The organism is Qipengyuania sp. NPDC077563 (assembly GCF_044901345.1).
Taxonomy (GTDB): Bacteria; Pseudomonadota; Alphaproteobacteria; order Sphingomonadales; family Sphingomonadaceae; genus Qipengyuania; species Qipengyuania aestuarii.
The window spans coordinates 545,941-572,003 of the sequence record NZ_JBJDPC010000002.1 but is presented as its reverse complement, the minus strand read 5'-3'; the positions used below and the strand labels follow the sequence as shown (position 1 = coordinate 572,003).

Below are 26,063 nucleotides of genomic sequence, written 5' to 3'. Positions count from 1 at the left end.
CATGGTCGAGATCTTCACCACCGGCGGCGGCGAGTACATCGTCAATGTCCTCAACGCCGTCGCCGCCTGGACCGGTGCAGGTGGCTACAAGAGCCTGATCCAGGTCGCGCTGGTGATGGGGTTCGCGCTCGCCGTAATCGTCGTCGCGTTCAACCAGGACTGGCGCGCCTGGCTCAACTGGTTCCTGGGCGCGACGCTGATCTACATGTGCCTGATGGTGCCGCGGATGGACGTTCAGGTTACCGACCGCGTCAATCCGAGCCTCGCTCCGGCGACCGTTGCCAATGTCCCGCTCGGCCTCGCGCTGATGGCGAGCTTCACCAGCCAGGCAGGCGACTATTTGACGCGCTCAGCCGAAACCGTGTTCGGGCTTCCCGACGATCTCAATTATTCGAAGAACGGCATGATCTACGGCGCGCGGCTGCTCGAGGCGACGCGATCCCTGCGTATTGCCGATCCCGAGTTCGCAGCCAATTTCGACGAACACGTGCGCCAATGCGTGTTCTACGACCTGCTACTCGGTCGCTACTCGATGAAGGAACTGTCCGAGAGCAATGACATTTGGGCGACCATCGCGCCCGGGAGCGCTGCGCGCGCGCAGAAGTTCTTGACCCGCGAGGCCGATGACAGTGTCACGGCATCGATCGTCACCTGCCGGGAAGCCTACACCGCTCTCTCGAACCAGTGGGCGGGCATGGTCGACGACATGACGCTCGTTGCCGGCCGCCAGCTCTATCCCAAGCAGACCGAAGCGCTCGCCAAGGTCAAGCTCATCGCCGATCTGCCCATCGCCTACCAGTATCTCACCGGGGTCTCGAAGGACGCGAGCAGCATCTTTCGCCAGGTGCTGACGATCAATGCGATGAACCAGGCGATGCACGGTTTTGCCGGAGCGAGCGGCGCATCGAGCGTCGATGTCTTCGCGCAGACCCGCGCAGATATCCAGACCGAGCGAACCTATTCCTCGATCGCGCACAATGCGATGAAATGGGTGCCGATCCTCAATGTCGTGCTGACAGTGGTCTTCTACGCGCTCTTCCCGGTGCTCTTCCCACTGTTCCTGATGCCGCGGACAGGCCCGGTCGCGCTGCGCGGCTATGTCACCGGGTTCTTCTATCTCGCCGCCTGGGGACCGCTGTTCGTCATCCTCCACATGATCCTGATGCTCAAAGGGGCCGGCGACGTAGCCGCCGCGGGCGGTGCGAGCGGCCTCACGCTTGCGACCTTCTCCGGCATGACTGACGTCAACAACGATATCGGTATCCTTGCCGGCTATCTTGTCGCCTCGATCCCCTTCCTTGCGGGCGGCGTTGCGCGCGGGGCCATGGCGATCTCTGGACAGGCGACAAGCTATCTCAATCCGAGCCAGAACGCGGCCGAGGAAGCCGCACGTGAGGCGAGCACGGGCAATCTCTCGCTTGGCAACACCAGCCTTGAGAACTCGAACGTCTTCTCGCGCCAATTCGCTCAGGCGAGCCTTGCGCCGAACGTCGCCTATGGCGCAGCGCAATCGCGCGGGTTTGACGACAACGGCACGCAGACGACTAATTTTCCGCAGGCCGAGTTCGCGACCGTGCCGACCTCGAGCTACCCCTTTACGCCGACGTTCGGCCAGGACTTCTCGAGCAGGCTCGCGACCATGGCGAGCCAGAGCCGCGGGCAGAGCGAGACCTTCTCGAACCTCGCCCAGCAGTCGACCAGCTCGGCGGTCACTCGCTTCAGCGAACTGCGCGATGCCTATACGCGTTCGCGTTCGAACGAGAGCGTCAGCGGGACTTCGACCAGCGACAGCATCGGCAGCGCCTTCAGCGAAGTCGACAACGCCTCGAAGACTCTCCAGCAGCAATTCGGGCTGTCGCGCCGTGCCGCCGACGACATAACTGTGTCGTGGTTCCTGAACGGCGAAGCGGGGATCGGTGCGAAGAAGGAAGGGCGCATTTTTCAAGGTTCAGGTGGGATCAAAGGGGGTCGCAACCAGAGCTGGACCGATAGCGATATCGGGATCGCCTCCGAAGACCGCTCACGCATCATGGGCGCGCTGCGCCAAATCTCGGACAGCCGCAGCTGGTCGAGCACGCGCGAGGGTTTCCTGCGCGAAACGAGCTCGAGTTCCGAAGCGCTGGTCTCAAGCAGCTCGGCCGGCATCACCACGTCGATCACCGAAGCGCAGAGCTATGCCCGCGAAGCGCGCCGCGCCGAGGAGATCGCAAGCCGCCTCGAGAACCAGGCAAGCCGGTACGAAAGTGCCAATGCCGCAGGCACGCTCAACCTCAGCCAGGCTTATCGCGAATGGGGCATGTCGGAGATCGATGCCAACCGGGACTATTATGGGCCGGTTCGCTTCGATGATATCGACTTCCAGATGAGTGCGCGAGGCCAGCAGCTTCAGGCGCGGTTCGTCGAAAGCTATGCCGAGCAGTTGAATGCCGACATCGCGGACGAGCTGGTTCTGCCGCCCTTTGCGCCCGTCGCTCGACCCGCGGTGAGCAGCGCCGACGGTGTTCGGGGATCAGTACGGCTTGGCGGGGTACCAGGAAGCCTTGGTGATCCTTCAAGCGATCGCGAGGACATCGCCCGCGATGTCGATCGGGTCCAGCAGCAAGGGGAACGGCGGGTCGGGACCGTGAAAGGATACCTCGACGGCAAGACCCGCGATGCCAAGGGAGCCTCGGCTGAAGCGGCCGACGATGTGAAGGAATGGTAGCTCAGATCAGTCCGTCGTAGATGATCACATAGATGACGAAGCAGGCTATGACGAACGCGGTGAGATACAAAGCCTTCCGCTCCCAGGGATCAGCCCACGCCTTCTGAATCGAATACTTGAAAAGCTGATTCTCGGCGATGGCCCGGTCGACTTCGCGAAAGCCTTCCCAGTCCTGCTTGCCGCCGGTGGGAGTGTTGTCTGGATCGCTCATTGCTCATTCTCCTTCGGGAGCAAACCTGCACTCTCCCCTCTGGGCCGCCCCCTCGCATTGCCGCGAAAATAGCTGAAAACCATCGGGAAAGCGAGCACGGTGTCTTGGCGTGACAGTCCGGAAATGAAAGAAGGTGGAATGTCCAGGAAGCCGCCCCGCGATAATCTTGTCGAATTCCGGACCCGACGTGACCGGGGCACGGGAGCCGGACGCAGAAGCCTCGTTCTTCTTGGAGCTGGCGGTCTGCTCGTCGGCATTCTTGGAGGTCTCGCTGGTATCTATTGGCCATTTGGGTCGGCGAGTGCCGAAGCGCGAAGTACACACAGTTTTGCGGTCTGCGGCATGGTCAGACGCACCTGCGTCGTCGACGGCGATACGATCTGGCTCGAAGGCGTGAAGATCAGGATTGCCGATATCGACACGCCTGAAATCTCGCAGCCGAAGTGCGACTACGAGTATGAACTGGGCATCAAGGCCCGCGACCGGCTGGTTGCCCTGCTCAACCAAGGCGACTTCGAAACGGTGACGATTGGAAGCAGGGACGAAGACCAGTACGGTCGCAAGCTGCGCGTGCTGTTGCGCGATGGACGCTCGATCGGCGACCAGCTGGTCGGAGAAGGCCTTGCGCGAACCTGGTCCGGGCGCAGGGAGCCATGGTGCTGATGCGCGACTGGCCCGACAGCGACGATCCCTTGCCGCAGGGCGAACCAGAATAGAAACTGAAGCTCGAGGCGTGGCTTCTGGGTATTCCCATCATTCTCATGCTTGTCGTCGGCATCGGGTCACTCTTTTGACGCTCACTCGCGATCAGGAACTTTGGGGCATGGCGCTATGGGTTGAGAAGCACCACGGCGATGCCGGGCATGAATTCATTGCGTCGAAGATCGATCAGTTGACGCGGGCTGGCGAGGAGGACGGGGCAAAACTCTGGCAGGACGTAGCAAATCGTTATGAGCAGATGAGCGAGCGTAAGTCCCATTCCGCTTGATACAGTCGGGGGCGGTAGCCTCGACAGACTTCAGGTAAGCTTCGAGCCGTTCGATCGTTCTGCGGCGCGGTCTGCGCCCCATCCTGAGGTCGAGTACGAATCGCGGATCGCCAACCGCGCGCCGTCCGAAGCGCGTTGCGGAAATATGATGATCTTTCAGATGCTTTTCGATCCGTTCCAGCAAGGTCATGTCCCTTTCGCTCCGACTCGCAAATCCCTTGTGTTCTTGTTATGTTCTTAGTAGGATCGTATCCGCGAGTCTAGGAAAATTCCTACGATCAAGATTCGAAGGACAGACGAATGGAACATGTGAGGGAAGAGCTCGACCGGCTGATCCTCAAGGGCGGATACGGCTACGCGTCGATATCGCGACTGCTCGGCCGCAACCCGGCCTATGTGCAGCAGTTCATCAAGCGCGGCTCTCCGCGAAAGCTCGATGATGAGGATCGAAAGACGCTCGCCTGCTTCTTCGGCGTCGACGAGCAAGTACTCGGTGGTCCCGCCAATCCGGTCACCGACGGCATGATCGAGATACCCGTTCTTGATGTCGAAGCATCAGCTGGCTTCGGCGCGGTTGCTGCCAGTGAGACTGCACACACCAGGTTTGGGTTCGACGAGCGCTGGCTGCGCCACCTGACGTCAGCCAAGAGCGCGAGCCTGTCGATCGTCGGCGTGAAGGGTGACTCGATGGAACCCACGCTCAGTGATGGCGACGAGGTGCTGGTCGATGCGTCAGATCATGGCTCGCGGCTGCGCGATGGGATCTATGTCCTTCGCTCTGATGATGCGCTCGTGGTGAAGCGGATCGCGATCAAGCCTGGCGGTCTGCAGATCACTATTGCCAGCGACAATCCGGCTTATCCGACCTGGCACGACATGGACCGGTCGGAGGTTCACGTGGTGGGCCGCGTCATCTGGTTCGGCCGAGCATTGTAGCGGCAGGACTTGGGCCGTTTCCGGTCGGTCCGCTTTCAGGGTGAGAGCATGGTAAAGCGGGCATTCCGTTCGCGACTTCAGTATCGGACGCCGGCCCATTGCTTATTCGTCGAAATCGACGGCGTTTAGACCCGGGTTCAACGTTAAGACTACGTTGTCCGTTATTGCGGACGAACATCGTTCGGGGACCGCCCGTTGCAGCACATTCCGATTTCCAAGCTCCGCGACGGTTTCGCCGCTTCCACCACCCCCAGCCAACACCATTGTGCGATCACGAATGTATTCTTCTGTAAAAGGGTCGTAGACCCACGCCCCATACCGGTCGCGGCCTGCAACAACCCCGTATTCGAAGACTGGAAGAACGACCCCTCCATCGAGCCTTTCGAACAGGACGCAATCTTCTACGATTACAACGCGACCGTGGAGCGCTGCGAGAAGATAGATGCGGTTTTCGTCTTTGGTCAGCTGCTTCTGGACGGCAACATATGGCGCCCGACCAGTTGGCTGGCCGGCGGGGACGACTTGCCCGGATGACGTGCAACCCACGGAGATGCCGGCAAACAAGACTATCGAAGTTTTGGCGAAGTTCATGAGAAGATAACGCTATTTTGACCGCTAGGTTTCGGCAGCTTCCCATCCAAATTTCGGACATTCGCTACCCACCTCGTCGCTTCCGAAAGCACTCCAGCAGCTACAATGCAAAATCCCTGAAAGGGTCCTGTCAAGTAACGACGACAACGTAGCCGGTCGGCAAGAGCGAACAGGATGCCAACATCAGATATTCTTTAGGTCTGGAAGCAGCTCGATCAAACCGTCTCGTGCGCGCTGTCGTCCAACCGAATTGTGAAACCAATCGCAAACGGTCGTGCCCTTATTGATCAGCGCTCAGGTTCCGAGGCGGTGCGGGCGGCGGCGGTAGCGTCAGCTCCTGGGGCGTGGGCGGCGGCGGTGGAGGGTTGAGGACACTTTCCTCAGAGCGGAAATCGATCCGTCGGCCTTTTTCGCCCGTTCCATCTACCAGCGAGATGTAGTCCTGCCCGGTGCGGATCACCGCGGGGTTAGCATTCAAGATCGTCATGATGGCCCGTGGTCCATTATCCGAGGAGTGAGCTACCGCGGCGCACTTGGCGATGTCGACTCCATCTGTCGCGGTAAGCCGCGCGTCGGCGGTCCAGCGTATCTGAATAGGCACGTTGGGACATTGCGACCACACGATGCGTCGGCGCTCGATGGTCAATACCCCCGGATTGCCACCGATTCCAAACCCAGCTGATCCCCATCCGTCATATGCAGTAGACATTTGGGGCACCCAACGACCTTCAATTTCCGCAAAGTCGGGTTTGTTGATCTCACGCCAGCGGTCCGGCCGAATAAGCACAAGTTCGCGCTCACCGCTTTTCAGCAGAATGCGATCCTCGGTCATCCTGCGCACTTGCGGACTGCTGCCAAAAAACGCGAAAAAGCGTCTATCGCGTGCCTCGCGAGCTTGTCCGCAACCCTGTAGGGTCTGCATCCGCAAGCCATCACTAGTATCTCGCAGGACCCCGTCCCGCCCAAGAGTGGCGGGATTGCCAGACTGGTTGCAGCCTACGTTGTAAGTCAGGCGGTCGCCCTCGATCTGCACATAGGCGCTACGCCAAGGTGTCTCGTTTTCCCATGATGGCTCAAACTCTTCAAAGCGCAGAATTAGCCAAAATCCTTTGACGTCTCGCAACGATGTGACGGGTTGATCTACATCGGATGGTGCGACTGCAGCAGGGTCTCCGCCACCATCTGACACCCCATTGCAGGCAGCGATGGATAAAAAAACCAGCGATGCAAAGCAGGAGAAGCGAGGTGATCTACTCATTATCGAGTGTAACGATCGAACCTCGATTGGGCTCCGAGGACCCTTTATGCGATACTGTCCGCTCACGGGATTATCTCACCAAACAGGGGACGGTCTGAAAACCTCCCACGATCTGACTTAAGCGTTGGTTCTTGTCCGAACTTAGCTGCCGATCGGCATTTGGGCATTCTCCAAAATAGCCCGAACGTCCAAAATGAGGGCGCCTAGCTGCCATCGATGCTAGTCTGAACCAGCGGTAGCTTTCGGGCAAAAACCGCGACCACGCGAATGGCCGGGATTGTGGCGCCTAGCTGCCATCGATGCTAGGCTTCGTGGACAAAGGGTATCCAGAGTTTGACTGAAGCAAGCGCAACGAAGCCGAGGTAGGATTCCTTGGTCTTGTCGTATCGGGTTGCGATCCTTCGCCAATTCTTGAGCTTGTTGAACAGCCGCTCGATCTGATTGCGCCACCTGTATTTCGCACGATCGTGCGGGGCGGGATTGCGCCGGTTGGTTTTGGCCGGGATGACAGCTTCGACGCCTGCCGCCTCGATCTCATCGCGGATCGCATCGGCATCGTAGCCCCGGTCTGCCAGGAAAGCCTCGATCCGGTCGGTTATCAAGCGGAACAGCAGAGCAAAGCCCTGCACATCGTGCGCCTGTCCGGGTGTCAGCACGAAGCCGAGCGGTAGCCCTCTGGCGTCGCATCTTGCGTGGAGCTTGGTGGAAAAGCCGCCTCGCGATCGGCCAAGCGCCTCTCTTTGCTGAGTCCCCTTTTTATGCCGACTGCACAATGATGTGTCCGGACAACCGTGCTGTCGATCATGTCGGCGGAAGTGTCCCGGCCCGCCAGCTCGGCCAGTGTCTCGAGCATGGCATCAAACACTCCGGTCGCAACCCATCGTCGATAGCGTCTGAACACGCTGTTCCACTTGCCATACTCGTCGGGAAGATGCCGCCACTGAGCCCCGGTCCGCGCGATCCACATCATGCCCTCGAAGTAGGGCCGGTTATGCTGCGCCGGGCGACAGCCACGACCGCGTTCCGGCGGCAGCAGCGGCTCGATTAATTCCCACTCTTCATCCGTAACGCCAATCCGTTCGCCCAAGACTGCCTCTAAAAGATAGTCTTGAATCAGCGGATGAGTTACGCGTCAAGGATTGCTCTTCGTTCCTGCCGCTCGACAGCGACGTCTACATCTCCGTGTTCGATATTGTCGTCTGGATATCTTGCGGTTTCGGAATGTCGGAACCCGGGGTCTTATAAACGGTCAACTCGCCGCTTTCCCAAAGGCCGACCTCGACAGCCTTGGCTGGCGGATCGACGAGCAGATAGAATGCGTCGCTACCCCCCTCATTATCCTTGTTGCCCGACGTGAAGAAAACTTCGCCATCGCGTTGCAAGGGGGCGGCTGTGTCGCTGTTCTGCATCAGCACGTTCAGCTTGTCTCCCAGAAGGTTCCTGAGTTGCGGCGCTATCGGGCTTTCGTCATAAAACTTGCTATCCACGGGATGTTGACCGACATATTCGCTGAGTGATGACCAATCGCCATTGCTCTCGCCCGCAGCCGGTGCCGACTGATTCTGAGCTTGTTCCGCGCCATTTGAAGATGCCGTTTGATCGGTTGACTGCCCGCATGCTGCCAGCGCCGCCGAAAAAGGTATGAGCAAATATGCTCCACGCACTCGGTTGTCTCCACAGAAATTAATTGTTCAATTCCCTCACTTACCAACAGATGGCTGGTATGCAACCTTTGTCCACGAAACCTAGTCTGAACCAGCGGTAGCTTTCGGGCAAAAACCGCGACCACGCGAATGGCCGAGATTAGGGCGCAAACCGGCCATTCAGATTCCAAAATCCAGCGTCTTGCTCTTGCTCCGGGTGAGCTCCTTCTCGGCCTTGTTTGCCTCCTCCGGTTTCGGCTGAATCTTCCCGCCACCATTCTCTTCGGTCGACTTTACCCCTGCCGTGACCTCGAGGGCGGAGGCCTTCTCGCCCTTGGTTCGGGCAACTGCCGCTCCGAGCTTTTCCGCACTGTCGACCACCAGTGTGAGGTGATCGCGCAGCCTCGTGACCGTCACCAGAAACGTCTTCTGGTTCGACAGGTTGTGCTCGCGGCTGTCCATCACCGCGATACCGCGATCCGATGTCAGGCCCTGCGCCATGTGAGCGTTGAGTGCATAGGCGAGGTCAATCCGCTTGAGCATCGGGTCGTCCTTCTTGAGCTCGACCTGCCCACTCTTGGAGGTTTCGAAGGTGACCTTTCCGTCCGCAATTGCGACTACCCTTGCCTGGTCGGCGTTGAACAGGCCGCGCCGGTGATCATTGCGGGTCCAGCGGATCCGGTCACCCTCGTGGATTTCGAGCTTGCGCGGCTCAAGCAGGGTGAGATTGTCGCCACCATTCCCCGTTTTGATCCGCGCCGGATCGAACCGGAACCGCTTGCCACGCTTGTCCTCGACCTCGACCAGCTTCCCTTTCCGGTCCTGCCCGATGACGCGGTACTCACCTACGGAAAGGCCGAGGGCCTGCTGCTTCCTGCAGACCTCGAGCACCCGGCCCGCCCGGTAGGCTGGAAGGTGTCGTAGCTCTTCCCGGGTCGCGTTCACGCGGTCGAGGACCTCCAGCTTCATCTTGGCAGGACCGATCTCGCGACTGGTGAGAAGGCCGTGCTGGACCGCTGCGTTGACCGCTGAACGAATTGCGCGTCCAGAAGCGTAAATCGAAGTCCGCGCGCGGGTTTCCTTGTCGAGCGCAAGCCAGGTTTCAGCGGCGACCAGTGCGCCATCGCCCTTGGCCTCGACGGTGTGCGACTTCAGATGGCGAAGTGCCTTGCGCACGTCGCCTGCCTGCGCCGCCGCCTGCGCTTCGCGCACGATCGGGTCTCGGGCTCGCAAGTTCGTAGTCATCTCTGCCCGCGCAATCCCTGCCCGCTGAAGCAGCGCGAACGGCTTGCCCGCGTCGACCGCACCCAGCTGCTTACGGTCTCCCATTAGCACAAGGCGATGAACGCCTGCCAGGTTGGCAAGGCGAACGAGGTTCTCCTTGTCCTCGTTCGAGACCATCGAAGCCTCGTCGAGCACCAGCACATGGTCCTTGAGGCTCGCCTGCGCCTCGGCGCGCAATGCGACATTGCCCGGATCGTCGAGCAACCTTGTCCAGCCTCCGAGAAAGCGTGCCAGCGTCTGCGAGCCGATCCCGGTGTCACGCTCAAGCATCTGGACGAGCGTGTTCTGAATCGCGAGGCCGATGACCGGGTGTCCTTCATCGCGCAGCACTTCTGCGACGGGCTTCAACACGCTACTCTTCCCGGCCCCCGCGATGCCCTGGACCGCGATCGTGCGATCCTTCGATGTGAGGATCAGCTGCGCCGCCGCCAATTGCCCCTCGTTGAGGCGGAACCCCTGCCCCGTCAGCGCGGCCGTTTGGACAGATGCGGCGGATTTCTGGGGGATGATCGTCGGCGAGCTGTCGCCCTTACCAGCTGCGACTTCGGACAGGATCCGTTGTTCGGTCGCTACCGCATCGCGCGATGCGAGACAGTTCTTGTGCTCGCCCTTGCCGGCAATCAGGTCACCTGAACGCACCAAAGCCTGGGTCCGCTTCTCGATATCGGCAATCGTAGTCGGCAGCCCGAAATCTAGCGCGGCCTTGTAGAGCGCGGTGCGCTCGAAGGCCGCTTCGCGCTGCGAGAGATGCCGCACCGCCGAGGCGACAGCCTGCGCTGCAGCGATGGTCTGGCGGTCCTGCTTCAGCACCGACGCCGGTACCAGGGGATCGGCGGGATCGCCCCTGACATGCGCGGCAAAGCGGCTGAGCCACGCCCGCCCGCGCTCGACCAGAGAACCGATCCGCGTGGCTTCCATGCTCTGTCCAAGGGCCCTGGTCCGGGCTCGATCGACCAGTGGCATCAGATCAAGCCCGATCGATTGCGCAGCCTCGCTCCATTGCTTACTCAGGGTCGCTCGGTCTTCAATCCCTTCCTTGCTCGCGCGGGTGTCGAGCGCAGCGATGCGGCCGGCTTCAAGACCCGGACCGCGCCGCGCCTCAATCACTTCCTTGCGGCGGGTCGAGAACGCCATCACCTGCTCGCGCGAAATCCCGCGCGCCTCGAAATTGCCGTGCTTCAGCACCGGTCCCGGCTCGTAGCCGAGCTTCTCGATCGCAACCCGAAAGCGCGCCATAGCGATCGAATTGAGCGTGGTATTGAGCTGCCAGAGCCGATCATTCTTGAGCGTGCGCCACTTGCCGTCCTTGCCTTGCGTGACGTTGGCGATCACCGCGTGGAAATGAAGATTGGGTTCCTTGTTGCGGTTGGTGTCGTGCTGGAACAGGCCGATGGCGAGATTGCCGGTCGCTAGCGTCACCACCTTGCCCTTCTCGACGATCCGCGTCTCGGCCGCGTTCTTCTCGGCCCAGTGCAACGCCTCGACGACAGCTTCGCGGTAGGCGGCAATAATCCGTTCGTCCTTCCCGACGAGTGCCAGCAGCGACCAGCTCTTGGGGACCGAAAAGGTGAGATCGGTGCCCGGTCGGTGTGCCTGGCCGGGATTGCCGACGCTGCTATTATCGGGCAGCTCACCGCGCAACAGCGCGTCGAACGCCTTGGCCTCGACCTTGCCCTCAAGACCAAGGCGTTTTGCGCCATCGCCGATCCACTGACCCGAGCGATCGGCATCGGCGCTGGCGTAATAATTGTCCGAGGCGAAGTAGCTTGCCGCTGCCGATGGCGAGCGGACATTGGCGACGGAAAGCATGGGGCAAGATCACCTTTCGCGAGCCCTCCCCCCTCCCCTAGTCGGCGTCACATATCGGGATCGTAATCTCCTAGGTCATGGTCGTGGTCATGGCCGTCGTCAGCGCTGCGTCCTTGCTTCGCAGCGCCGCCCAGGAGCGATTTCTGCTGCTCCTCTTGCATCTTCTGGTCGGCCTTGCCGCGGGCGTCCTGTGCTCGCTGTTGGGCCGCAGGATCGGGAACGTCGGACCGTCGCGACTGTGCAGTCTCCTGTTGCTTGTCGCGATCCTCTTCGGCCTTGCCGGACAAGGGAAGCTCGGACTGCGCTGGCCGAGGTTGGGCAGGAAGCGCGCTCCTTTGTCCTCGATCGCGAGGGTTACGCGCCTTAGTTCGTTCCGGCCGTGCCTGCTCGGTCTTTGTGGACTGGCGAACCCGGCCACGTTCCTTGTGCTGGTCCTTGCGGGGCCTCCTTGCAGGGCGAGCGGAGGGATCGTTTTTGTCCTTCATCCGGCGCGGATCACCGTCATTGTCGCTCGTTTCCGAAGCTCCGGTCGGCTCTGAACCGTTTCCCGCTTCGCCGCCTGCGGACGCCGCCTTCTTGGTCGTCTTGGGGATCTCCCGGGCGATAAATCCTTCCGCTACCCGGGGCCAATTGCGCGGGCGGAGGACGACTGGCGCTGCGGGAAATCCTTCCGGAAACTTGATAAAGCCGTGGAGGTTTTTGAGCCTCATCAGCTCGTCCGGGAGCAGCAGCGGGACCACCTGCCGCCGCGGCGTCAGGCTGACCGCATCGCGGGCGTTGTTGTAGCCGTAGCTGTAGCCTTCCTCCATTTCGCGCACCTCGCGGTGACCGATGACATCGGAACACCAGGTGGCGGTTTCGCGGTCGGCGGTGCCGAGGATCAGCTTGGTGCGGGCAAGCGAGGACAGCGTCATCGCCATGTTCTCACCGTAGACGTCCTTGAGCTTGGCAAAGGCATGGATGCCGGTGACGATCGCGCCCCCGAAATTGCGCGCGGTCTGGAGGCCTTTCTCGAGCGAAGGAAGGCGATGCAGCGCGCCCAGCTCGTCGATCAGGAACCACAGCCTGAGGTCGCGCGAACGCTCGCCTGCCATCAGAGTGTTGATCGAGGTGTCGAGCCACAGGGTAAGCAGCTGCGAGAGCACGCTCATGTCGATGTAGCGCGCCGAGAGGAACAGGATCGAGCCCGGTTTGCCTGCCCCGTTCACCCATTCGCGGACCGAGAAGGGTGTCCCGTCCTCGGGCAACATCTGCAATGCCTTCGCGTTGACGTTGAACACCGCGCGCACCGATTCCGCCATGCGCGCCGCGCTCGGCGTGCTGATCGGTCCCGCCATCGTGTCTTCGAGAAGCTGGTGCAGGTCGGAGAGATCGGCGTTCATCAATTCGTGCGCGAGCGCGGCATTGGTCCCCCGTCCCGCCTCGGCGAGCTTGAGGCAGGTCTCGACGAACAGGGTGCGCGCGGCGAGCACCCAGAACTGTTCGGCGCCGCCACCATCATGAGGAACCAGGGACTCCGCAGCCGCATGGAATTCTGCGCGGGTCGTGCAGTCGTTGAACACGCTCCAGGCCGGACAACGCGCGTCGAGCGGGTTCAGGATGATGTCGCGTTCAGGATCGTAGAAGGTCTCGACGAAGGCCCCGGTGAGGTCGAAGATGACCGCTCGCTCGCCCCGCTGACGGATCTCGTTGGCCAGCTCGGTGAGCACCACCGTCTTGCCGGTTCCGGTGGTGCCGACCAGCATCGCATGGCTCTGCTCGAGCCGCCATGGCCAGCTCACCCGGGCAAGTTGCGCGGGAGCATAGAAGCCTGCATCGCGAAGGTAAGTGGAGCCGGCGAGCCGCCATTTCCAGCCCATCGTTTCGCCGTATTCGCGCGAGCGCGCATCGCGGTTGTGCCGTTCGATCTCGCGCTTCAGTTCTGTAAGGGTTGCAAGCTCCGCGCCGCGCACGTGCTTCTTCTGTTTCGAGTGCTCACCGAAGCGCTCGGCGACCCACCAGAAGAGCAGGAAAAGGGGGGCAAGGATGAGTGCGGCAAGCCAGAGCGCGCCGACAGCTGTCGACCGGAAAAGCGCAACTGCCTCGCGCATTGGCGGATAATCGGTGACCACCGAAATGGGGAAGGCAACCATGCTGCCATCGGCCAGCTTGAGGTTCATGAGCTTGTCAGGATCGAACTCCATGAAGCCATAGGCCGAAGCATAGATATGCATCCACAGGAGGTAGACCTGATGGTCGTCGAGCGCTCCGCTCACTTTCCAGTAAACGAGGCCCAGGGCGACCAGAACGGTGACGATGAGCGGTCCCTTGAGACCCGCCGCAAACATGAAACCGAAGTGGCCAAGGAGCTGGCTGCCACGGGTGAAGTTGACGAGATTATGCTTCATCGTCGCCTCCTTGTGCACGGGGTGCAGCGATACCCAGACGCTCCAACCGACGCTGATAGGCTGTGACCGTCTTCTCGCGCAGATCGGCCTGCGGATGGTGCGTCAGCAAGGCGTCGAGCGCGACCGTGATGAAGATATTCTGGCGCACCGGATCGGTCGCCGGGGTCCTCAGATCGGCCTCGGTCGCGCGGTGCCAGGCATCGAAAATGCAGTCGCCTATGACGATGCTCGCGCTGACCCTGCGCTCGTCGGATTGTTTCCTGATCCATTCGGCGATCAGGGGCGTGACATAGGTCACGAACCGGTGGTGTCTTTGCATTTTTCCAAGTTCCTTGTGTTCAAAGAACCTGGCTCACCCTTCGAAAGGCAAGTGCCACTCTAGGCCGCCGCCAAGGGTGTAGGAAAACGGAAAATTCACATAGCTTTTCAGCAGGCTAGATGGATCTGTGCCGACTCGGCACGGACAGACGATGAACTGGACCGCATCCGGCACAGAAGATGCCACAAGCGAATTGCAGTGAATTCGCGAGGCAATTCAGCGCCTTCCCTTGCAGCACCCACTGCGTCCGGTGTGCCTGTCAAGTTCCAATGTGTGCGGGGCTTTTCAGGAGGCCCTGAGTTCCGTTCAATGGGTTGAATTCTAATCCTTATTCTTGGAGCGCGAGCAATTGTGTCCTCGTAGGGAAAAGCGAGATTCAGGGCGAAAATGCCGGTGGGCTACCAACTGGCCTTAGTTATGTGAGAATCCCCCTCGGCGGGTCATTCCCCAGGCGGGCCAATTGCCCGGTCGTTTGAGAGGATCATAGGGACCAGATAGCCATCACCGGACTGTCCCAAGATCGAATGGAGATGAGGTGCAGAACGATCGGGAATACCCATCTCTCCTAACCCTGCGAACAAGAAAAAAGGCAGGAACCGTTCCCGGTCCCCGCCCTGATCCTACGGTCAGAACTCATCGAGCATTGCCCCATGAACCGTATGCACCACGCGCGCTGCAAGATGCGCAGGAAGCGCGTTGTAGTCACCCTCATCCAAAGCAAAGTATCCGAGTTCTCGGTCCTCAACGATATGCTGATCGAAGAAGCTGTGCAACGCCCGACGCTCTGCCACAGCCAGCGCGGCAAAGTAGCGTTCCGAGTTCGAATTGATCCGAGCAATTGAAGCCATTGTATCCTCCTGATGTCTGCCGTTGACGGCAGGAGCAGGACGGATGGGCGTGCGGCCGGCGGGTCAGGGATCGCCCACTTGGGCGACCGCGAAGCGGCGGTAGGGGTAACGATTTTGTCGGACCGTAGCGTAGCGAAGGGGAGTCAAAATGGTGGGACCCTGCCGTCCTTGACGCGCCTGTTGCACGGCCATCAGAATGGGAGAACGTGAGCCAGGCCCCTCCCCTCCGGTCCCAAGCTAGATAGCTCCCGAGACCTTCTGCGCGACCTCTGTCAGCGTCGCCTGCAGGCGGTTGATCTCCGATAGGCTGGTCCCGCTGGGCACGTATCGCGTCACAAGAAATTCGCGCGACTGCGACATGGCATGCAGGTGTTCCCGCGTCCGCTTCCGCAGCACCAGCCCAAGCTCGACTGCGAGGTCCGCCCTTGCCGCGAGGTTGTGCTGGAGACCCCGGACCTCGCCCGCGCTGTGACCCGATCGGAGAAGGAATGCGTTGAGGTAAAGCTCGACCGCATGAATCGCGACCATGCGAAACGGCGCCCGCGACCTGGGTTCTCCGGGCCGTCCATTCTGCACGAGAAGCTGGGCCGCGATCCGATACTCATTTGCAAGTGCCACAACCTCGGCTGCAGTCGCGGCCTCACCCGGATAGCAAACGATCGCCTGGTCAGTCATGGCGCTCTTCGTAGCACCGCTTTTGCAAACGATTACTGAAAGTTCTTCGGCGTTCCATACGCGAGGAAGGGGCCCTGTCCGGCTGGGACAGGACCCCTTCGGGAGGCGAGATCGAGGTGAGAGTTCAGTCGATCTCGGGAGCGTCCTGGTTGTCGTGATCGTCACCGCTGCCGTTGCCGCGCGAGAGGAAGTCGACCTTGTCGGCGAGGATCTCGGTGCCGTAGCGCGTGCCCCCGTCCTTGTCCTCCCACTGGGTGTAGTGGATGCGGCCCTGAACACTGACCAGCTGGCCCTTGGAACAGTACTGGCCGACGGTCTTGGCGAGGCCGTTGAAGCAGGTAACCCGGTGGAACTCGCTTTCCTTGGCGGTGTAGCCGTTCTCGTCCTTGTAGGTCTTGCCGTCCTTGTCCCGCGCAGGGCGATCGGTGACGACAGTGATCCCGGTGACATTGGTGCCGCCCTTGGTCTCGCGGGTGTCGGGATCGCGGGCGATGCGGCCGGTAATGATGGCGATATTGGTCATGATGGTAGTCCTTCAGTTCCTTAAACCGGAGACCATCTCCGGCTTGCGAACATCCAGAAGAAGCAGGGCATGGGAGGACTGCACCGCAGGGGCAAAGCTCCAAGGGAAACCTGTTCATGACGGGTGGTGCGGGCAGGCAGCGCAGCTGCCAACACGGCCGGAAAGGAACGGGTTGCCGTCCTCAGCTGACCTGGTTCAGGACTGTTCGCGACTAAAGCCGGATGGGTATCGGGTGTGGGTCTGCAGGCTCACTTGACCTTTCCTGCAATCAGCTAACGCCATCGCCCTCCGATGCCTCCAGGAGATCCATGAAGTTGCAGGCTGCTTCTCGGTCTTGCTCGTTCTCGAACGCCACATCGAGATCGGGGGCTGACCCGAACATGTGCAGGAACGATCACAGGGCAAAGTGCTCAGCGGCAGCGTAATTTGAGGCAGATAAGTCCGTACTGCGCCCTCTAGGTAGCCTTTCGACATGGCTCGCATCGTCCTTAAAAGTGGTCGTCCGTCGGGCCGATGGACCGCAGTGCAGGAGCAGGATCAAAACGCCGTCGCTGCTGGTGAATCGGAAGTCGCGGTTGGCACGCGCATCGCTGCATAGTTCAACGATGACCTGGGGCTCGTACTAGCGGCCTGTCCAACATGCGCTGCCACTTGATCACATGGCTACCGCGCTGGCCCCGAAAAGCGCCTCGATTTTGGCCTGGGCCCCAACCCCGAGGTCAGCCACAATCAGCTTGTCTTTGGCGCGCGAGCAACAAACATAGAAGAGGTGGCGGGTTCTCCGCTCCCGGCTTTCGCTGGTGTCGGTTCCTGCCAGCAGCTTGCCAAACGAGTATTGGTTCCAGTTCGCGCCAGCGTCATCCAAAACCACGATCACGTTCTGAAATTCATCGCCTTTCACGCCGTGTTTGGTTGAGAACGGCATGCTGTTTTCCAGCACGGCGCGGTAACGACTGACTTCCAGATAGGGCACCGCCAGAAGAAGATCCAGAAAGGCCTGATGCGCTGCCTCGGGCGATCCTGCCTCGGCAGCCACCACAGGGCCTGCCACGGCCGCTTCCAAGTCATCAAGGAGTGTGACCAATTGCGCTGCCCGCAGATGCATTAAGATTGCTTCAATCGTTCCTCCGGCATCAATTAGTTTGATGAGGTCATCTAGGGCCGCCTTCACTCGCGCCTTCTCGGCTGCCCCCGCGATCGGGATCGGGCGTTCCTTCAATGAACTGATAGCGCGCCCCACCCGCCCTTCACGCCAAGCAGTAATAAATGGCTCGACTTTTTTAAGGAAGAAGGCTGCAATCGGGTCTTCGCCGCTCTGAAACTTATCTTGCGCAAAGCTTCCCCGACTGGCGAAGGCTGCCAATAGATCGGCATATCCGGCCTTGCGGGCGATAAGGCGGTGAGTGAGGAATAGAACCTTCAACTCGCCCTGTACACTCCAGCCGAAGACATCCTGCGCTTTCTGGACGGCGAGTTCGGCAATGTCCGCGTCCGGAGCCGTGCCGGTGAGACTGACATACACCGCGCCCCCCGGTAAATTGGCACCCGCTGGCTCCTGCTGAATGTCAGTTCGGACCTTGTTGAGAACGTCGATCACCGCCTTGGAGCACCGATAGTTCTCCTCCTTCTTGATTTGAACCAGCTGTGCCTGCTGATCGGCCGACAATTCGCCGACCCCTCCCGAATAGATGTTCTGCATCTTGTCGCCAAAGAAACCGATCAGCGGGGGATGCTCTGTCTTAAGAAGATGATCCAACAGGGCGGAGACAACCAGCGGATCAGTGTCCTGGTATTCGTCTACAAATATGAACGGGAATCGAGCGGCGACCACTTTCGATAAAAGCGGATGGTCGTGGAACATAATGTGAGCCACGCCCAAAAGGTCGTCGTGAAAAATTCGGCCTTCCAAGAAGTTTGCGCCGCGATCGGAGTAGGCGATCGTCGGTACCGTCTTTAAAGCTTCTGCCAATTCCTCCTGATCTTGCTTTCTGCGGCTGCTTGCAGGCAACCGGTCATTGAACGCAAGAAGGGCGGGCCTCAGCTCTTTCTGAAAGTTTTTGATCGAGGCCCATAAGAAGTCGTGGATCGTTGAGACCACAAACAAGGGGTCGTGCTCTGTACGCTCGATGATCTCATTCTTTGCTACATTCGTGAAAGTAATGCAGGCCACACGCTGGCCTTCCCCGATAACGCTCGAACGGTCCGGTCCTCGAATGAAATCAAGAGCGCGAATGAGGGACGATGTTTTGCCCGAGCCCGCCCCGGCGTCGATCAGGAAGCTCTGTCGCGTGTGCAGACAATCCAGGATTTTTTCGTCCGCTTCCGTCATCATTTTGCGGGATGCTCGGCCAGCCATTGGAGGCCTTGTTGAATATAGAGGGGAATCTCCCAGCCTGGTGCGCCCATCAGATCGAGGGCGAAATCGACCTTCCCGAGCTTGCCGCTCAACTCCCACGCTTGTGCTGTCAGGCCTGCGTCTATCGCTTTCTTGACGGCAGCCTTAGTCGTGCTGAGCTTGGCATGATTGTCAGTCAGCCAAGTGATGTTGGCGTAGATGAATGCTTCCTCGAATGAACGACCACAATGCCCGTCCTGGGTGACCTGATAGGCAACCCGAATGCAGCCTTGCGTCTTGGCCGCATTATCGCAGGCTTGCAATTCTTCGACGGTTTCCTTCTCGGGAATCCATTTGCGGAGACAGGCGTTGCTAGTGCTTTTCCCCGTCGCGACCGGGCATTTTTTTCCTCCGTCATCGACCGAGTCCAGGTCGGTAATGATCAGGCTCGGAATGCCAAGAAAGTCGATGATCGGCTTAAACTTATGGGCGTGCCCCCCGCCCACCTCAGAAATGCTGACATACTGACTTCCGAGCGTCTCGCAGCCAGCCACCTTGGCTTGCTCCTCAATCATCATTGGGAGCAGCAGCCGCTCGACCTGGCCTTCCACGAAGATGGCCTTGTCCGCGAAAAACAGATCGCAATGAGTCAGTCGAACATAGCGGCGCAGGAAGTCGAGAAGGTCGGGGTTGTGTGGTGGCAGCGGTAGCTGCGAAAGGTCCTGCATGACGACCTGACGGCCAACCCTGCGGAAATAGCGCACGGGCTCGAACTCAGAATGAGCGATCATGTGGGACGAGTGTGTGGAGAGCAGAACTTGTGCTGTCGTCCCTCCGTCCGTTTCCAAAACCTTCGAAATCTCGCTGATGAAAACCGTCTGCATCTGCGGGTGCAGGTGCGCCTCGGGTTCTTCAATCGCGATTATATGAACGCGCGGCTTGTCGCCCATCGTCGCGTCGATCGCAGCGCGGAAGGACTCCAGCTGCAGGACAATGTAAATCAGGTTTTTGTAGCCGAGCCCGTTATATTTTTCGGGCAGCTCGAACTCCTCCATTACTCCTTCTTTTTCGGCGTGTTCGCTGGCATAATATATTCGCGCATTGTCACGGTAAATTGTTTCTGCGCTCAGTTCAGCACGTACCCTCAGGTCCGGCGCTTTTTGGCCTGGCGGATAGCCAAAACTCTGAAGGCGCTTCGTCAAACGGCCAAAGGCTTTGCCGTACATCCCCGTAAGGTCGCCTGCGCTCGCCGTGAGTGCATCTTCGATCGCTTGATAACCGGCAGCGTCATCGACCCGATAGAAGCGTTCGTAATGATCGTGGAGAAGTTTTGAGAGCTTCGCGGACCGGCTTCCCTCATCGTCATCGACGTGCCGCTGAGCGGGCACGATGTCGATGCGCAGTAGGGATTTCAGCAAATTGCCGTCTTCGAGTTGTTCCACTTCTTTGCCGTCAGGGGACACTTTGAAGAAAACGCGTTTGAAATGATCTCTAAACGTCTCTTTCAGATAGTCGCACAGCGAGACGTCTTTGCGAGGCCTGGCCCCAAACTCGTCGAGAAGCTTTTTCGCGTTCTCCAGTCGATAGTCGATCCGCATGCGCACTCTGCTTGTGCCAGGCGTAAGGTCCATCAAAAGCTTGGTGGCTGCAACGAGGTCGGCGGGATCTTCGCCATAGGAAAAGGTCAGATCGAGCCGCATACGCGGTGTAAGCCGCCTAAGCAGCTCAATCTTCTTTTCTGGATCAGCTTCAGCCGCAACCTTTCGCTCGATCCGCTTCAGGTCCCGGTGGCGAAGCTGAGAGAGGTCGTGGAAGGAGATTTTAGGAGCCTCGGCTCCTTGCCCGATAAACAGCCGGAGAGCCTCCATTACTGAGGTTTTCCCGCTATTGTTCGGCCCCACCAAAATGGTCGTCGTTTTGTCCTGGGCGAGATCGATTGAGAGTCGGCGCAGCAACCTGAAGTTTCGGATCTTAATGTTCTCAAGGCGCATGCGGTCATTATCTCAAATGGCTCGAAGATCTCGAAGGTGACTGTAGGGCCATCCTGACACAAGGGGGAAGTAGTTTGCTATCGAATTGAACCGGAATCGCCTGTCACTCGATCCCGGGTGGCTTGATGAATTCCGTGATCAGCCGGCGAGCGCGGTGCACTGATCGCTAAACGGGTCACCTGGCTACGGTCCGCTTTCGGTCCAAGGCGTGGCATATCCCGCTCGGGCTCCTTTCCTCTGGGCTTCGAGGCAGACCTTGGGCGTGGGACGCGGTCGTTCATTGTGCATGACAATCACAGTTTGGGTGTAAGTCGATGTAAGTTCGGCTACTCCACTCAAGGTATGGAGGGTCTTAGTGTTCCAAGGCGCATTGTTCACTCGTGATTGGCTGAAGCAAGGGGTCACCGAATCCCCTGAGTGGCAGAATCTCGAAATTAGTGAAGTTGAGCAGCTCTACGAAAGCGCCCAGCATTTGCTGCATGAACATTCAGGCCACAAGAAGCCAACCGAAGCAGAAACCGAAGACCAACTTATTTATCCGCTGCTCGAATTGCTGGGCTGGCAACACAAATCCGTTCAACAGAACATGACGACAAAGGGACGCAAGGACGTTCCCGATGCCTTGCTTTTCGCCGATGGCGACGCCGCAGAAAAGGCGAAGACACTCGAGCCATGGCAACGCTTCCGTCATGGCGCTGCTCTTGTCGAAGCGAAGCGCTGGAACCGCCCGCTCGATCGCGAAGGGCAAGGCGACCAGGGTGTTCCGTCGACCCAAATCATGCATTATCTGCGCCGCGCTGCCGTCGTGGCAGATGGAAAGATGCCGTGGGGCATTCTGACTAACGGACGGCACTGGCGGCTCTACTACCAAAACGCTCTTTCTGTCGCTGAGGACTTCTTCGAAATTGACCTGGGCAAGGTCTTTGGTCTGCCCGGATGCGAACCGGATCTACTCGACGAACCGATCGATCCAGATTACGCATTCCGATTGTTCGTGCTGATTTTTGGTCGCGAAGCGTTTCGTCCGAGCGAGCAGGGCCGCAGCTTTCACCTGATCGCGATCGAGGATGCGCGCCGGTGGGAGGAAAGGGTCCGCAAGGATCTGGCAGATACGGTGTTCGAAACCGTCTTTCCCGAACTGATTACTGCCATCTCGTTGGCAGACCCGGATCGCCCCGAGACGCTCGATGATGGCTACGCCGAGCAGGTTCGCCAAGCGGCCATGTTCCTTCTCTATCGTCTATTGTTTGTGCTTTATGCCGAAGATCGGAATCTGCTCCCCGACGAGCGCGGTCCCTACGCGGACTATTGCCTGACCCGTCTTCGAGAGGAGATCAAGGAACGGCATGTGCAAAGGCAAGCACAGCTCGCCCGCAGCACTGCCTACTGGTCGCGCCTCGAGACAATTTTCGGCGCAATTTCCGAAGGCGACGATGATCTTGGCATTCCGCCCTACAACGGCGGCCTGTTCGCAGCGGAAGGCAATTCGCTACTCAGTCGCATCAAGCTGTCGGACGAGACGCTAGCCAAGGCTATATTACCGCTCTCACACCGCGAGGAAGAAGGGCGGCTTCGCTACATCAACTACCGCGACCTTTCGGTTCAGCAGCTCGGCTCGATCTATGAATCGATCCTCGAATACGGTGTCGAGATCGAGGAAACCGGGACCGTCCGACCGCGCTCGGACAACGAGGCACGGCACCGCTCGGGTTCGTATTACACACCAGAACCGCTCGTATCGCTGATCATCGAAAAAACGGTCGGCCCGGTCGTCGAAGAGAAGCGCGAGGCATTCGAAGCCGCTCTAGCAAGCGGCGCAAAGGGTGATGACCTTCGCGCACACGATCCGGCCATGGCACTGCTTTCGCTCCGCATCGTCGACCCCGCAATGGGAAGCGGGCATTTCCTCGTCAGCTTGGTCGATTGGCTTTCGGACAAGGTCTTGACCGCAGTCGGCGATGCCGAAAGCATGGCCGAGGGCGATTATACTTCTCCTCTCGTGAAGCTCATTGCCGAGTTGCGAGAGGGGATCGTCGCCAACGCGCGGGAGCATTACTGGCCGATCGTCGAAGACCAGCTGGATGACCGCCATATCGTGCGCCGCATGGTACTCAAGCGCTGCGTCCACGGGGTCGATCTCAACCCGATGGCCGTGGAGCTCGCCAAGGTCGCGCTCTGGTTGCACAGCTTCACCGTAGGTGCGCCGTTGTCGTTCCTCGACCATCATTTGCGGTGCGGTAACAGCGTGCTTGGCGCGTGGGTGCGCCCGACGATGGACTGGATGCAAGAACGCGGTGCCCTTATTTCCAACCGCCACCTCGCCCCGCTCGCCAACATCGTGCGCGAGATGGAAAAGATCGAAGGGCTGACCGACACCGACATTGCTCAGGTTGACCAGTCGAAAAGCCTCTTCACCACCGTCTCCGAAGCCAGCGCTCCGCTCGAAGCGATCCTCGATCTGGCAAAGGCGGATGATCTGATGGGCGTTCTGGAAACGAATGTCCGCCGACCCCGCGAACCGGCTGATGCCATTCGCAAGGATGGTGACAAACGCCTCGCCGACATGCGCAAGGCGCTGGCCGACAGCACCGACGAAGCAAAGGCGGAAAAGGCGCGGGTCGCGCTCGAAAAGGAATCTGCGAAGATTGACCGCGCGGTCGCCAAGGCGCGCGAAGCCGAACGCAAGTTCGACCGGGCTGAAGCGATGAAGCTGGTCCACGAAGGAACCTTCGGCGATCCCAGCCGGATCGCAAGCGGTGAAATCGAAGTGCTCGCAGCCGACGCGCGAACCGAGCTAAGCTTGGATGCACCAGAGCCGGTCCAAGGCAGTCTGATGCCGAGCCATAGGCCCGATGATCGCCGCCGCGCGCTGGCAGACAGCCTAGTGCGCGAGGCGCGCGCAATCGCGGCTGAACAGCGGTTCTTCCACTGGGAAGTGGCCTTCCCCGGCGTATGGCGCGACTTGTCCTCTTCGGGTCGGTCAGGCGGGTTCGATGCGGTCATTGGCAACCCGCCTTACGTCCGGCAGGAAGAAATCTCCCCGATCAAGCCCGCCCTGTCGAAAGCCTTCGACACCTATGCCGGCACCGCCGATCTCTACGTCTATTTCTACGAACAGGGGACCAAGCTGCTCAGGCCCGGCGGGCGAATGGGCTATGTCGTCACCAACAAGTGGTTGAAGGCTGGCTATGCAGAGAAGCTTCGGCGGATGTTCGCCGAGGATGTGTGGGTCGAATTTCTGGCCGATTTCGGCCACGCGCGCCATTTGTTCCCGGATGCCGACGTCTTTCCATGCGTCATCGCAGTGCAGAAGCCCGATGCAGACGCTGTGCCCGAGCAATACGATCTTGCGGTAATCCCGCGTGACGATGTTCCGCGTGAGGGTCTGTCGGCAGCAGTCCACGCCGCGACCTATCGTGCCGAACGCTCCGACCTGACCGAAGAAGCATGGGTGCTGGAGCCGCCAGACGTAGCCGCCCTGCTCAAGAAGATTCGTGAGCGCGGCGTATCGCTTGAGGAATATGCCGGGGCTAGTCCGCTTTACGGCGTGAAGACGGGCTTCAATGAGGCATTTCTGATCGACACCGCCACACGCGATCAGCTTGTTGGCGATGACCCGAAAGCAGCCGACATCATCAAGCCCTACCTGCGCGGTCAGGACATTGGCCGCTGGCTGCCGGAGTGGAACGGGCTCTGGATGATCTTCGCTCGGCGAGGTATCGACATTGAAGAATATCCGAGCGTACTTCGGCATCTCGAGTCTTTCCGAACACAGCTAGAACCCAAACCAGCTAATTGGCAGCCTCCGAAGAAGGATGCGAAATGGCCAGGTCGGAAGGCCGGAAGTTATCGCTGGTATGAGATTCAGGATGCTGTCGACTACTTTGAGGATTTTGACCGCCCGAAGGTCCTTTTGCGGCGCATCGCTTTCTATGCCCAAGTCTGCACTGACCAAGGCCAATACATGGTCAATGACTCAGCTTTGATACTGCCGACCGTTGATGAATGGATCGTCGCCTGCCTCAACTCACCGATCGGCTGGTATTTCCAATTCAAAAAGTTCCCGCACAAGAAGGATGAGGCGCTCGCTTTTGATATTCCTTATATCCGTGAGTTCCCAATTCCGCAGCTTGAACACGGAAAGCGGGAAGCGTTCCAAGATAATGTTGAGTGCATTAAGACGAACACCGCCATCGTGGAAAAAGCGGATCGAGCCATTACTGACTGGCTTGGGTTCGAGTTCCCAAGAGTTACTAGCACCGCCCTTTCCGAGGCCAGCAAGCTCGACAGCGACGGCTTTGTCTCAGCGGTCCGCGCCGCCCTGCCCAAACGTGAAGGCTTGACCCCGACCCAACTCCGTCGGCTGCGCGAAGCGTTTGCCGAGACCGCCGAGCCTGCCCGGCAGGCACGGATCGAATTGCTGGCCCATGAGCGCAGCCTCGCTGCCATGGTCGAGCGCGCCTATGGCCTGACCGACGAGGAAGTTGCTCTCATGTGGCGCACGGCCCCGCCCCGCATGCCGCTGGCCCCTCCACCCGGGTTAGATCTAAGCGATGACACTGGTGACTGAACTACTCTAGGTTTTTGCTGTCACTGCTAAAGTCCGCAACCGGCGCACTTCCTGACCTTTCCGCAACCGAACTCCATTGGCTGACTGTGGGCCGGAAGCAGAATGGCGGCTCTAGAGCGGCCAAACCCAAAAAGCGGACTTAGGATGCGCCGACTTACACGCACACTGTTGGAAAAGTTCGTCAGTGCTCGCTATCGGGCTCTATGGCCACGACACCAACAGCAACAAACGCAACGAAGAAGGGGCACTGTCCCACCTGCGATGGCGAGCGCACCTGCGAAATCCACGGCTCGATCTACAAGGCTTGGGACTGGGAGGACAAGCAATATGGCCATTCGGTCAACGGCGGTGTCGACCACTCTCTGCTCGAATGTCAAGGGTGCGAGACGGTCTTCTACGAAACTTCCAGCTGGAACAGCGAAGACACCGATCACTACTACGATGCGGCGGGGCAGGAGCAGTATGAGCATCCGAGGGAGATACAAACTTATCCGAAGCCAGAGGCCAAGACGAAGCCGGTATGGTTCGACGCCATGCAAAAGGCTGACCCCCAGCTGCGCAATATCCTGAGCCAGATGTACGTAGCGCACGACAACCAGGCACACATCCTCACGGCGATAGGACTCAGAACGGCACTGGACCGTGCAACCGAAGTCATCGGCATCGACCCGGCCAAGACATTTGATGAGAAACTGAACGAGCTGCGCAACGGAGGGTGGATCGGGCAAACTGAGCGGGACATCCTCGGCGTTGTTACGGATGCGGGTAATGCGGCTGCGCATCGCGGCTGGGAGCCCGACAGTCAGGAGGTTTCCGAACTGCTCTCATCGCTAGAGGTGTTCCTCCATCGCGCTTTTATCGTCGGCCAGAAGGCATTAGGCATCAAGAAAAGTATTCCCGCAAAACCCGAGCGGCTGCTCGCCGTTGGGAAGAAGACTACTCCCTGACCACAATTGGGGCCGGAAGCGGAAAGGCAGCTTTTATATCTTTG

At 59.6% G+C, this 26,063-nt stretch carries 18 protein-coding genes and 1 pseudogene; 7 read left to right on the top strand and 12 right to left on the bottom strand.

Annotated elements, in window-relative coordinates; genetic code table 11:
• Position 1: 1 nt before the first annotated feature.
• Positions 2 to 2,704, top strand: coding sequence for a conjugal transfer protein TraG N-terminal domain-containing protein (locus ACI2I1_RS08715; RefSeq protein WP_404678787.1), 2,703 nt, complete (start codon positions 2 to 4; stop codon positions 2,702 to 2,704).
• Position 2,705: 1 nt separating this feature from the next.
• Here ACI2I1_RS08715 and ACI2I1_RS08710 read toward each other — a convergent pair whose 3' ends face one another.
• Positions 2,706 to 2,915 carry a hypothetical protein gene (locus ACI2I1_RS08710; protein ID WP_404678786.1) on the bottom strand — a complete coding sequence of 70 codons (210 nt, stop codon included), beginning with the start codon at positions 2,913 to 2,915 and terminating at the stop codon, positions 2,706 to 2,708.
• Between the two features lie 123 nt (positions 2,916 to 3,038).
• Between ACI2I1_RS08710 and ACI2I1_RS08705 the strand changes: the two genes are divergently transcribed.
• From ACI2I1_RS08705 to ACI2I1_RS08690, 4 genes are all read left to right on the top strand, one after another.
• Positions 3,039 to 3,578, top strand: a complete 540-nt coding sequence (locus ACI2I1_RS08705) for a thermonuclease family protein (protein ID WP_404678785.1) — start codon at positions 3,039 to 3,041, stop codon at positions 3,576 to 3,578.
• A gap of 127 nt (positions 3,579 to 3,705) precedes the next feature.
• Positions 3,706 to 3,903 carry a DUF6961 family protein gene (locus ACI2I1_RS08700; protein ID WP_404678784.1) on the top strand — a complete coding sequence of 66 codons (198 nt, stop codon included), beginning with the start codon at positions 3,706 to 3,708 and terminating at the stop codon, positions 3,901 to 3,903.
• A 300-nt stretch (positions 3,904 to 4,203) separates the two neighbouring features.
• The gene (locus tag ACI2I1_RS08695; protein WP_404678783.1) at positions 4,204 to 4,839 is read left to right on the top strand and encodes a helix-turn-helix transcriptional regulator; all 636 of its coding nucleotides are present in this window, start codon (positions 4,204 to 4,206) and stop codon (positions 4,837 to 4,839) included.
• Positions 4,840 to 5,034: 195 nt separating this feature from the next.
• Positions 5,035 to 5,373, top strand: coding sequence for a hypothetical protein (locus ACI2I1_RS08690; protein ID WP_404678782.1), 339 nt, complete (start codon positions 5,035 to 5,037; stop codon positions 5,371 to 5,373).
• Between the two features lie 337 nt (positions 5,374 to 5,710).
• Here the strand turns inward: ACI2I1_RS08690 and ACI2I1_RS08685 are convergent, their stop codons facing one another.
• The 11 genes and pseudogenes from ACI2I1_RS08685 to ACI2I1_RS08635 form a co-directional block, all read right to left on the bottom strand.
• Positions 5,711 to 6,688 carry a hypothetical protein gene (locus tag ACI2I1_RS08685; RefSeq protein WP_404678781.1) on the bottom strand — a complete coding sequence of 326 codons (978 nt, stop codon included), beginning with the start codon at positions 6,686 to 6,688 and terminating at the stop codon, positions 5,711 to 5,713.
• A 302-nt stretch (positions 6,689 to 6,990) separates the two neighbouring features.
• Positions 6,991 to 7,775, bottom strand: a pseudogene (locus tag ACI2I1_RS08680) (IS5 family transposase).
• A gap of 85 nt (positions 7,776 to 7,860) precedes the next feature.
• The gene (locus ACI2I1_RS08675) at positions 7,861 to 8,352 is read right to left on the bottom strand and encodes a hypothetical protein (protein WP_404678780.1); all 492 of its coding nucleotides are present in this window, start codon (positions 8,350 to 8,352) and stop codon (positions 7,861 to 7,863) included.
• Between the two features lie 159 nt (positions 8,353 to 8,511).
• The gene (gene mobF, locus ACI2I1_RS08670) at positions 8,512 to 11,424 is read right to left on the bottom strand and encodes a MobF family relaxase (protein WP_404678779.1); all 2,913 of its coding nucleotides are present in this window, start codon (positions 11,422 to 11,424) and stop codon (positions 8,512 to 8,514) included.
• 47 nt (positions 11,425 to 11,471) lie between these two features.
• On the bottom strand, positions 11,472 to 13,811 hold the full coding sequence (locus ACI2I1_RS08665; protein WP_404678778.1) for a type IV secretion system DNA-binding domain-containing protein: 2,340 nt from the start codon (positions 13,809 to 13,811) through the stop codon (positions 11,472 to 11,474).
• Positions 13,801 to 14,130, bottom strand: a complete 330-nt coding sequence (locus ACI2I1_RS08660; RefSeq protein ID WP_404678777.1) for a hypothetical protein — start codon at positions 14,128 to 14,130, stop codon at positions 13,801 to 13,803. The genes ACI2I1_RS08665 and ACI2I1_RS08660 overlap by 11 nt, the downstream gene beginning before the upstream one ends.
• A gap of 626 nt (positions 14,131 to 14,756) precedes the next feature.
• The gene (locus tag ACI2I1_RS08655; RefSeq protein ID WP_054525571.1) at positions 14,757 to 14,978 is read right to left on the bottom strand and encodes a hypothetical protein; all 222 of its coding nucleotides are present in this window, start codon (positions 14,976 to 14,978) and stop codon (positions 14,757 to 14,759) included.
• Positions 14,979 to 15,215: 237 nt separating this feature from the next.
• Positions 15,216 to 15,653 (bottom strand): hypothetical protein, encoded by a 438-nt coding sequence (locus tag ACI2I1_RS08650; RefSeq protein WP_054527753.1) that lies wholly within the window; start codon positions 15,651 to 15,653, stop codon positions 15,216 to 15,218.
• Positions 15,654 to 15,777: 124 nt separating this feature from the next.
• Positions 15,778 to 16,176, bottom strand: a complete 399-nt coding sequence (locus ACI2I1_RS08645; RefSeq protein WP_054527752.1) for a single-stranded DNA-binding protein — start codon at positions 16,174 to 16,176, stop codon at positions 15,778 to 15,780.
• A 655-nt stretch (positions 16,177 to 16,831) separates the two neighbouring features.
• Positions 16,832 to 18,508 (bottom strand): UvrD-helicase domain-containing protein, encoded by a 1,677-nt coding sequence (locus tag ACI2I1_RS08640; protein WP_222823360.1) that lies wholly within the window; start codon positions 18,506 to 18,508, stop codon positions 16,832 to 16,834.
• Complete coding sequence (locus tag ACI2I1_RS08635; protein ID WP_054525567.1) at positions 18,505 to 20,502, bottom strand: ATP-dependent endonuclease; 1,998 nt, start codon at positions 20,500 to 20,502, stop codon at positions 18,505 to 18,507. Before ACI2I1_RS08635 ends, ACI2I1_RS08640 begins: the two co-directional genes overlap by 4 nt.
• A gap of 370 nt (positions 20,503 to 20,872) precedes the next feature.
• On the opposite strand from ACI2I1_RS08635, the gene ACI2I1_RS08630 reads away from it, so the two are divergent.
• The gene (locus tag ACI2I1_RS08630) at positions 20,873 to 25,072 is read left to right on the top strand and encodes an Eco57I restriction-modification methylase domain-containing protein (RefSeq protein WP_404678776.1); all 4,200 of its coding nucleotides are present in this window, start codon (positions 20,873 to 20,875) and stop codon (positions 25,070 to 25,072) included.
• Between the two features lie 203 nt (positions 25,073 to 25,275).
• Positions 25,276 to 26,019 (top strand): DUF4145 domain-containing protein, encoded by a 744-nt coding sequence (locus ACI2I1_RS08625; protein ID WP_054522875.1) that lies wholly within the window; start codon positions 25,276 to 25,278, stop codon positions 26,017 to 26,019.
• The last annotated feature ends 44 nt before the right edge of the window (positions 26,020 to 26,063 follow it).